Source organism: Sphingopyxis sp. KK2 (genome assembly GCF_001990265.1).
GTDB lineage: Bacteria > Pseudomonadota > Alphaproteobacteria > Sphingomonadales > Sphingomonadaceae > Sphingopyxis.
The window spans coordinates 1-8,059 of record NZ_LYVN01000160.1 but is presented as its reverse complement, the minus strand read 5'-3'; the positions used below and the strand labels follow the sequence as shown (position 1 = coordinate 8,059).

The 8,059-nt window shown below is 69.5% G+C and carries 5 protein-coding genes and 2 tRNA genes; 5 read left to right on the top strand and 2 right to left on the bottom strand.

Annotated features, from left to right (window positions below):
• The 5 genes from B1A78_RS18830 to B1A78_RS18810 form a co-directional block, all read left to right on the top strand.
• The coding region (locus B1A78_RS18830) for a PH domain-containing protein (protein ID WP_256839345.1) at positions 1-1,569 on the top strand (1,569 nt) is incomplete at its 5' end.
• A complete protein-coding gene (gene recJ / locus B1A78_RS18825) occupies positions 1,566-3,332 on the top strand; it encodes a single-stranded-DNA-specific exonuclease RecJ (RefSeq protein WP_077148433.1) in 1,767 nt (588 codons plus the stop codon). The genes B1A78_RS18830 and recJ, both read left to right, overlap by 4 nt.
• A gap of 80 nt (positions 3,333-3,412) precedes the next feature.
• Positions 3,413-3,488: transfer RNA gene (locus B1A78_RS18820), tRNA-Glu, on the top strand.
• Positions 3,489-3,507: 19 nt separating this feature from the next.
• Positions 3,508-3,582, top strand: a tRNA-Glu gene (locus tag B1A78_RS18815).
• Between the two features lie 88 nt (positions 3,583-3,670).
• Positions 3,671-4,321 (top strand): response regulator transcription factor, encoded by a 651-nt coding sequence (locus tag B1A78_RS18810; protein WP_256839342.1) that lies wholly within the window; start codon positions 3,671-3,673, stop codon positions 4,319-4,321.
• Between the two features lie 170 nt (positions 4,322-4,491).
• Here the strand turns inward: B1A78_RS18810 and B1A78_RS18805 are convergent, their stop codons facing one another.
• Together B1A78_RS18805 and B1A78_RS18800 are read right to left on the bottom strand one after the other, a co-directional pair.
• A complete protein-coding gene (locus B1A78_RS18805; protein ID WP_077148432.1) occupies positions 4,492-5,538 on the bottom strand; it encodes an acyl carrier protein in 1,047 nt (348 codons plus the stop codon).
• Positions 5,535-7,736 carry a thiamine pyrophosphate-dependent enzyme gene (locus tag B1A78_RS18800; protein ID WP_077148431.1) on the bottom strand — a complete coding sequence of 734 codons (2,202 nt, stop codon included), beginning with the start codon at positions 7,734-7,736 and terminating at the stop codon, positions 5,535-5,537. The genes B1A78_RS18805 and B1A78_RS18800 overlap by 4 nt, the downstream gene beginning before the upstream one ends.
• Positions 7,737-8,059 lie beyond the last annotated feature (323 nt).

The following is an 8,059-nucleotide window of genomic DNA, read 5'->3' as shown; positions in this document are numbered from 1 at the left end:
TTTCGCATGAGCGAGAGCGTCGCCGCCGATCCCGCCGTTGCACCGCCTGTCCACGACGACGCCGACTGGCAGCGGCTGCACCCTGCGACGCTGGCGCTGGCGATCGTCAGGCTGGGGCCGCGCAGCCTGAACTTCCTGCCTGCGGTCGCTGCGCTGGGCTTTACCGGCAACTGGGTGTGGATCGTCCCCGCGGTCCTCGCCTTCCTTGCGATTTCGCTCGTTTCGGCCTGGCTCAAATGGCTGCGCTTCCGCTTCCTCGTCGGCGCCGACGAGGTGGTGATCGAAAGCGGCGTGCTGTCGCGCCAGCACCGCACCATCCCCTTCGACCGCATCCAGGACGTCGGCATCGAACAGGGGCTGGTCGCGCGCGCGCTCGGCATCGCGAAGGTCGGCTTCGAGACCGGTGCGGGCGGCGCGGGCAAGGAGAATGAAGCCAATCTCGACGCGATCGGGCTCGATGCGGCGCAGGCGCTGCGCACGACGATCCGCGCGCACCGCAGCGCGCCGGTCGTGGCGGCAGCGGCGACCGCCATCCCCGCTGCCGGAGGCGACGCCGCGACGGCGGCTGCGGTGCTGCCCGACGAGGACCGGTTGCTCTATTCGATGGGGCCGCGCCGCCTGCTGGTCTCCGGATTGTTCAACTTCTCGCTTGCCGCGCTTGCGGTGGTCGGTGCGGGCATGCAGTTTTTCGACGACCTGCTGCCGTTCGACTTCAACGTCTTCGACCCGCGCGACTGGATCGACGTGGCGGGCCAATATGGGCTCGACCAATGGGTGATCGCGCATCGCTGGATCGCCGGGGTCGGTGCGCTGTTCTCGCTGCTGCTGATCGGTTTCGTGAGCGGCATCGCGACCATGGCCTTTGCCAACTGGAACTTCCGCCTGACGCGCGAGCCGCGCGCGCTGCGCCGCACGCGCGGGCTGACGACGCGCACCGACGTCGCGATCCCCGTGCGCCGCGTGCAGGCGGCGATCCTCGTCACCGGCTGGTTCCGCCAGCGCTTCGGCTGGCACCAGTTGCGACTGCAGAGCCTGGCGAGCGACGGCGGCAAGGAAAGGGACCATGAGGTTGTCCCCTTTGCGCAGCTTGGCGAGATCGACCCGGTGCTCGCCGAAGTCGCCATCCCACGCCCCGCCGAGGATGCCGACTGGCAGCATAGTCACCGCATCGTCGCGCTCGGCGGCTTCGTCGGCGCGGCGGGCGCGACGATCGGCGGGCTGACCGCCCTATCCTTCGGGCAGCCGCTCGGCCTGCTTGGACCGGTGATCGGCGTGCTGATCGCGCTGGGCGCGCTGTTCGCCGCGCGCTTCCACCGCTGGGTCGACCTCGGCGACCGGGTCGCGATCCGGCGCGGGATGTGGAAACCCAAGACGACGCTGTTGCCGCACGCCTCGGTGCAGAGCGCCGACCTCAAGACCGATTTCATCCTGCGCCCGCTGGGGCTGGCGACATTGGTGTTCGGGGTTCCCGGCGGCAGTTCGCTCGCGACACATGAAATCCCCGCGATCCCGCTTGGCGTGGCGCAGGAGTTGCGCACCCGCATCCTGACCGCCAAGGCACGCGCATGACCGACACCGCCCTTGGTATCACGCGCTCGATCGCCGGGCAGCCGTGGCATTGGCGCCGCGCGAGCGCCGACATGGCGTCCGAAAACCTGGCGCCCGACGATCTCGTCACCCAGCTGCTGCTCGCGCGCGGGGTGCCGCGCGACGACCTCGAGCGCCAGCGCAGCCCGACGCTGCGCGGCTTCATGCCCGACCCGGCGCTGTTCCGGGATATGGACGCCGCCGCCGCGCGGATCGCCGACGCGGTCGAGGCGAAAGAAGCGATCACCATCTTCGGCGACTATGACGTCGACGGCGCGACCTCGGCGGCGCTGCTGGTGCGGCTGCTGCGCGATCTGGGAGTGCCGGTGGGTGCCTATATCCCCGACCGGCTCATGGAGGGCTATGGCCCCTCGGGCGCCGCGCTGGTCAAGATCGGCGAGGCGGGATCGAAGCTGGTGGTCACCGTCGATTGCGGCGCGCAGGCGTTCGAAGCCATCGCAGAGGCCAATGCCGCGGGGGTCGAAACGATCATCGTCGACCATCATCAATGCGCGAGCCATTTGCCCGCCGCCTTTGCGGTGGTGAACCCCAACCGGCTCGACGAAGCGCCCGATGCGGCGGTGCACGGCAATCTCGCCGCGGTCGGGGTCGCCTTCCTGCTCGGCGCGGCACTCCTGCGGACGCTGCGCGCGCGCGGCTTTTTCGCGAATCGGACCGAACCCGCGCTGATCGACCTGCTCGACCTCGTCGCATTGGGCACCGTCGCCGACGTCGCGCGGTTGACCGGCTTCAATCGCGCGCTGGTCACCCAAGGGCTGAAGATCATGGCGCGGCGCGGCAATATCGGGCTGTCGGCGCTGATGGACGCGGCGCGGCTGACCAAGGCGCCGACCGCGAGCGACATGGGCTTTGCCTTGGGTCCGCGCATCAACGCCGGCGGGCGCGTCGGGAAATCGGACCTTGGCGTAAGGCTGCTCACCACGTCGGACCCGGACGAGGCCGCCGAGATTTCGCAGGAGCTCAACCGGCTCAACGAGGAGCGCCGCGCGATCGAGGCGGGCGTGCTCGACGAGGCGATGGCGATGAGCGAGCGCGCCGCCAATGCGCCGGTCGCGACGTCGCCGGTGCCGGGCTGGCACCCCGGGGTGATCGGCATCGTCGCGGGGCGGCTGAAGGAAAAACTGCACCGCCCGGCGATCGTCATCGCGCTCGACGAGAATGGCGTCGGCAAGGGATCGGGGCGTTCGATTTCGGGCGTCGACCTCGGCGCCGCGATCCTCGCCGCCAAGGAATCCGGCCTGCTGATCGCGGGCGGCGGCCATGCGATGGCGGCGGGACTGACCGTCGAAGCCGACAAGCTCGACGCGCTCGGCGCGTTCCTCAACGAGCGGCTGGCGGCCGATGTCGAGCGCGCGAGTGGCGACCGATCGCTGCTGATCGACGCGGTGCTCGCACCGCGCGGGATATCGCCGCTGTGGTGCGAGGCGATCGAGAGCGCGGGTCCTTACGGGGCCGGCTGGCCCGCACCGCGCGTCGCGACCGGGCCGGTGCGAATCGTCGAAGCGGGTCTCGTCGGTACCGACCATGTCCGGCTGATCGTCGCGGGCGACGACGGCGCGCGCTTCAAGGCGATCGCCTTTCGCGCCGCCGAGAGCGAATTGGGCCAGACCCTGCTCCACGCGCGCGGGCGCAAATTATGGCTCGCAGGCCGCGCAAAACGCGACGATTGGGGCAGCCGCCCCGCCGCCGAACTGCATCTGGAGGATGCCGCCTGGGCGGATTGAGGCGGCCATGCGCAGCAATATTGCGCGAACGGGTTGACCGCAAAGATATGCCCGTCTAAGGCGCCCGCTCACCGAACGACGGCCCCTTCGTCTAGCGGTCTAGGACGTCGCCCTTTCACGGCGAAAACACGGGTTCGAGTCCCGTAGGGGTCACCATCTTTCGGGTCTGAATGCCGGCCCCTTCGTCTAGCGGTCAGGACGCGGCCCTCTCACGGCTGAAACACGGGTTCGATTCCCGTAGGGGTCACCAGGACCCGACCCGGCATCCCCTTCATTACAAGCCATAATGGACCAGCTTCTGCTGGGATTTCTGCCGTGCGACCGGCACCATCGGCCGCGTGAGTGAAGCGCAGGGCGAAATCCATCTGGTGCTGCCGGACCCGATTGAACGGGCCGCCTGTTTTCGCCTGCTCGCCGCCGGGGCGGTACGCGTGGTGCGCAGCTTCGCCAGCGCCGACGATTATCTGCATGCCGAGGCCGACCGCGCGGGCGGGGTGCTGTTATTCCACTGGTGCCAGCCGGGGGCGACGAGCGGTGCCGCGCTGCTAGCGCTCTTGGGGAACCGGCCCGACGTCACCACCTTTGTTACCGCCGAACGGCTGAGCCTCGACGAAACGCGCGCGATGCTGCGCGGCGGCGCGCACGACCTGCTGCCCGCGCCGCTCGACCCGCGGCTGGTGCGCCGCACGCTCGACGCTGCGCTGGACGAGTGGCGGCTCGCTCAGCCGCAGCGTGCACTGCGCCGCGCCGCCGAGGCGCGGCTGGCGCTGCTCACCCCGCGCGAGCGCGACATATTGGAGGCGATCGCGGCGGGGCTGGGCAACAAGGCGATTGCCCGAAGGCTCGACCTCAGCCCGCGCACGGTCGAAGTCCACCGCGCCAACATCATGCGCCGCGCCGAGGCCGGGAGCATCGCCGAGCTGCTGCGACTGCGCTTCATCGCCGAATCGGGAGTGGTGGCGGACCATATGCTCCGATCCGGAGCATGATCGCCGCCGGCTGCGGCCGGTCCGTCCCCCGCCGACCTATAAGGAGGATGAGCGGCGCGCGTCCCTTCGTTGGTCCCTGGGGGCCGCGCCGCTCGCTCCGCGCGGCCGGCCCCACCAGGCCGCTTCCATCGGCGGGCCGGCCGGGTGCCCCCCGGTCGGCCCCAACCGGGTCAGCCCGTGACCAGCGCGCGCTGTTCGACGCGGCCCATCGAAAGCAGGATCGGGTCCGACGCCTGCCGCGCCATGAAGTCGGCCTTGCCGGCGATCCCCTGCCAGGTGATGCCGATCAGCGATTGCGCGATCGCGCCGCCGAGCGTGTCGCCGGGGCCGGGCAGGATGAGGACATCGGGAGCATATTCCCTGACCGCGACCTGTACCGAGAGCGCGAAATCATAGGGCGCGAGGATCTGGTGGCCGAAGGTGTAATCCCAAACGGCCGCGGGATCGGAGGCGAAGCGCCGCCAGATATGGCCGCGACCGTCGACCATCGGGATCGCGGGGGCAGCGAAGAGCGCGGCGGGCAATTCGGCCTTTGCCTTGTCCGAGCTGCCGAACATCAGCGGCGTGTGGAACGGGCCGTGGCCGGCGAGGCGCAAGGGATCGCGGCCGGGGGTCGGCGGGGCTTCGGCAAGCAGCGCGGCCAGCCCCTCCTCATTGCCCGCGACGACGAGCATGCCCGCGAGGTCGATCGAGAGCGCGAGGTCGTGGCCGGGGCGCGACGCGATGTTCGCGACGCGATCGAGCAGGCGGTCGCGCAGGCCCGGGACCGGGCGCCAGTCCTCGTCGACGACCTGCAGCAATATCTGCCCGCCGGGGCCGTGCGTCTGGCTGTTGAGGCCCATCGCGTTCGAGATGCGGAAGCCGTCGGCAACCGACACCGCGCCGCCCAAGGCGAGCGCGCTATACCAGCCCATCGAGTTGCCCGCGACCGCGACCACGTCATATTTCTCACGGTCGATGCTGAGGTAATCGAGCGCGGTGGCGGTGTAGATGAGCGGCGCCGCAACGTCGCCGCGCATATGCGTCGCGACGCTGAAACGGTCGGCGCCGTCGAGGGTGGTGACGGTAGGCTGCCCGCGTTCGGCGCGTTGCGCGTCGAAGTTCGCGATCAGGTCGGCGAAGCGCGTGCCGTGGAGGCGCGCGATGCTGCCGAGTTCGCCCTTGCCATAGGTGCCGCGGCCGGGAGCGACGACGAGCGCGGTCTTCTTCGCGCTCATGCCAGCAGCTCCTTCGCCGCGGCATAGATGCTGTCGCGGCTCGGCAGCGTCAGCGTCGCGGCGCGCCCGAGCGGGATGAAGCTGTCGTCGGCGGCGAGGCGCACGAGCTTCTTGCCCGGCGTGCGCTCGACGAAACTCGCCATCAGCGCCTCGCTCTGCGAGCCGGTGATGCGGCATTCGTCGACAATCAGGATGCGTTTCGCCTCCCCGACCGCGGCGACGAGCTTGTCCTCGTCGACCGGGCCGAGCCAGCGCAGGTCGATCACGCGCGCCTTCACCCCGTCGGCGGCGAGCAATTTTTCGGCCTGGCGCGAGAGATAATATCCGTTGCCATAGGTGACGATGGCGAGGTCGGTGCCGTCGCCATGGACGCCGACGTCGCCGAAACCGATCGGCGTCCCCGCCCCCGGCGCCTCATAGACGCTGGTCCACAGGCCATCGCCTTCTTCGTGCAGATCGCGCGTCATGTAGAGCGCGATCGGTTCGACGAAGACCACCACGCGCTGCTCCTCGCGCGCGAGCCTTACGCATTCGCGGAGCATCTGGGCGGCGTCGCGGCCGTTCGACGGGACCGCGAGGATCAGGCCCGGGATGTCGCGGAAGACCGCGAGGCTGTTGTCGTTGTGGAAATGACCGCCGAAGCCCTTCTGATAGCCGAGCCCGGCGATGCGGATGACCATCGGGTTGGTATATTGGCCGTTCGAGAAGAAGCTCAAGGTCGCCGCCTCGCCGCGGATCTGGTCCTCGGCATTGTGGACATAGGCGAGGAACTGGATTTCGGGCATCGGCAGGAAGCCGTTGTGCGCCATGCCGATCGCGAGCCCGAGGATCGCCTGTTCGTCGAGCAGGGTGTTGACGACACGCGCCGAGCCGAAGCGCTGGTGGAGCTTGGCGGTGACGTTATAGACCCCGCCCTTCGGCCCGACATCCTCGCCCATCACGGCGATTTCCTTGTGCGCGAGCATCAGGTCGGCGAGCGCCCAGCTCAAAAGCCGCGCCATGTGCATCGGCTTGTCCATCTGGCCCGCGTCGCTGCCGAACATCGCCTGGCGGTCTTCGGCCGAGGGCGTGTTGACGCGCGCGAGGTCGCGCTTCGGCGGGACGATGCTGTCCATCACATGCGACGCCGTGGTGATCTTGGGGCGGAGGATCGCCGCCTCGGCCTGCCGTGCGAGCGTCGCGCCGATCTCTTCATAGGCGTCGGCGATTTCGGCTGCGGTCATCCAGCCCTGCTCGACCAGCAGCGCCGCGCCCTTGAGCAGCGGGTCGCGCGCCTCGTCCGATTCGATCAGCGCCTTGGGCAGATAGGCACCCTGCACGTCCGAGCCGGCGTGGCCATAGAGCCGCACGGTACCCATATGGAGGAACACCGGCTTGCGGAAGCGGCGGGCATAATCGGCGGCGGCGCTGGCGCCGGCATAGGCCGAGGCGAGATCGGTGCCGTCGCACTGGATATAATGGAGCCCGGCGCGGTGGCGGAACTGCGCCTCGATCCAGCCCGTCGGGGTGCGCGTCGAGATGCCGATACCATTGTCCTCGCACAGGAAAATGAGCGGCATCGGCGAGCCCTGGAACGCCGCCCAGCCCGCGGTGTTGAACGCGCCCTGCGCGGTCGAATGATTCGCCGAGGCGTCGCCGAAGCTGGTCAGCACGACCGCGTCCTCGGGAAGCGGCAGATCCTTCATCCCCTGCCGCCGCGCGATGCCGATCGAAAAGGCCGCGCCGACCGCCTTGGGCAGATGCGAGGCGATGGTCGAGGTCTGTGGCGGGATCGCGAGCGGTTTCGAGCCGATCACCTTGTGCCGGCCACCCGAGATCGGATCCTCGCTCGACGCCGCGAAACTCAGGAGCATGTCCCAGGTCGGGGTGCCGCCGGGAAGCTGGCGCGCGCGGTGGAGCTGGAAGGCGTTCGAACGATAATGGAGGAAGGCCATGTCGGTGACGCGCAGCGCCGCCGCGACCGCGGCATTGCCCTCATGCCCCGACGAGCCGATCGTGTAGAAGCCCTCGCCGCGCGCCTGCAGATGGCGCGACAGCCGGTCCATCTGGCGGCTGGTGAGCTGCGACAGGAAGATGTCGGTCGCTTGCGTGCGCGACAGGCCGATGGCCGCGGGATCGGGGGCGTCGGCGCGGTCGGGAAGCCGTCCGCCGGCCAGCGCGCCAAGGAATTTTTCATGCACCGCCTGAGCCGCGTCCACGCCTGTTCTCCCATCCTCTTCGTTGCCGATGATACCATCGGCGGCCTCGTCGCGGCGCGCTATTATAGGGCAGGTACCCGCGCAAGCATCTCTTGCCATCGCGCCCGCGGGCGCGCTACCACCATCGCAATGCGTGAACGGGGCGGAACCACTATTTCATCATGATATCGCTGTGGATTGCCCAGGCGTCGACCGCTGCCGAACCGACGGGCGCCGATGTCGGCGCGGGGGCGAGCGGCGGCTGGCTGGTCGATCCCGAACTGGTCGGCCCGGGCTATAGCCAGACGATGGCAGGCGACACGATCCAGACCGCCTTCCCGCCC

Coding starts and splice junctions, on each gene's coding strand:
- B1A78_RS18805 (WP_077148432.1), bottom strand. CDS start 5,538: ATGAGCGCGAAGAAGACCGCGCTCGTCGTCGCTCCCGGCCGCGGCACC.
- recJ (WP_077148433.1), top strand. CDS start 1,566: ATGACCGACACCGCCCTTGGTATCACGCGCTCGATCGCCGGGCAGCCG.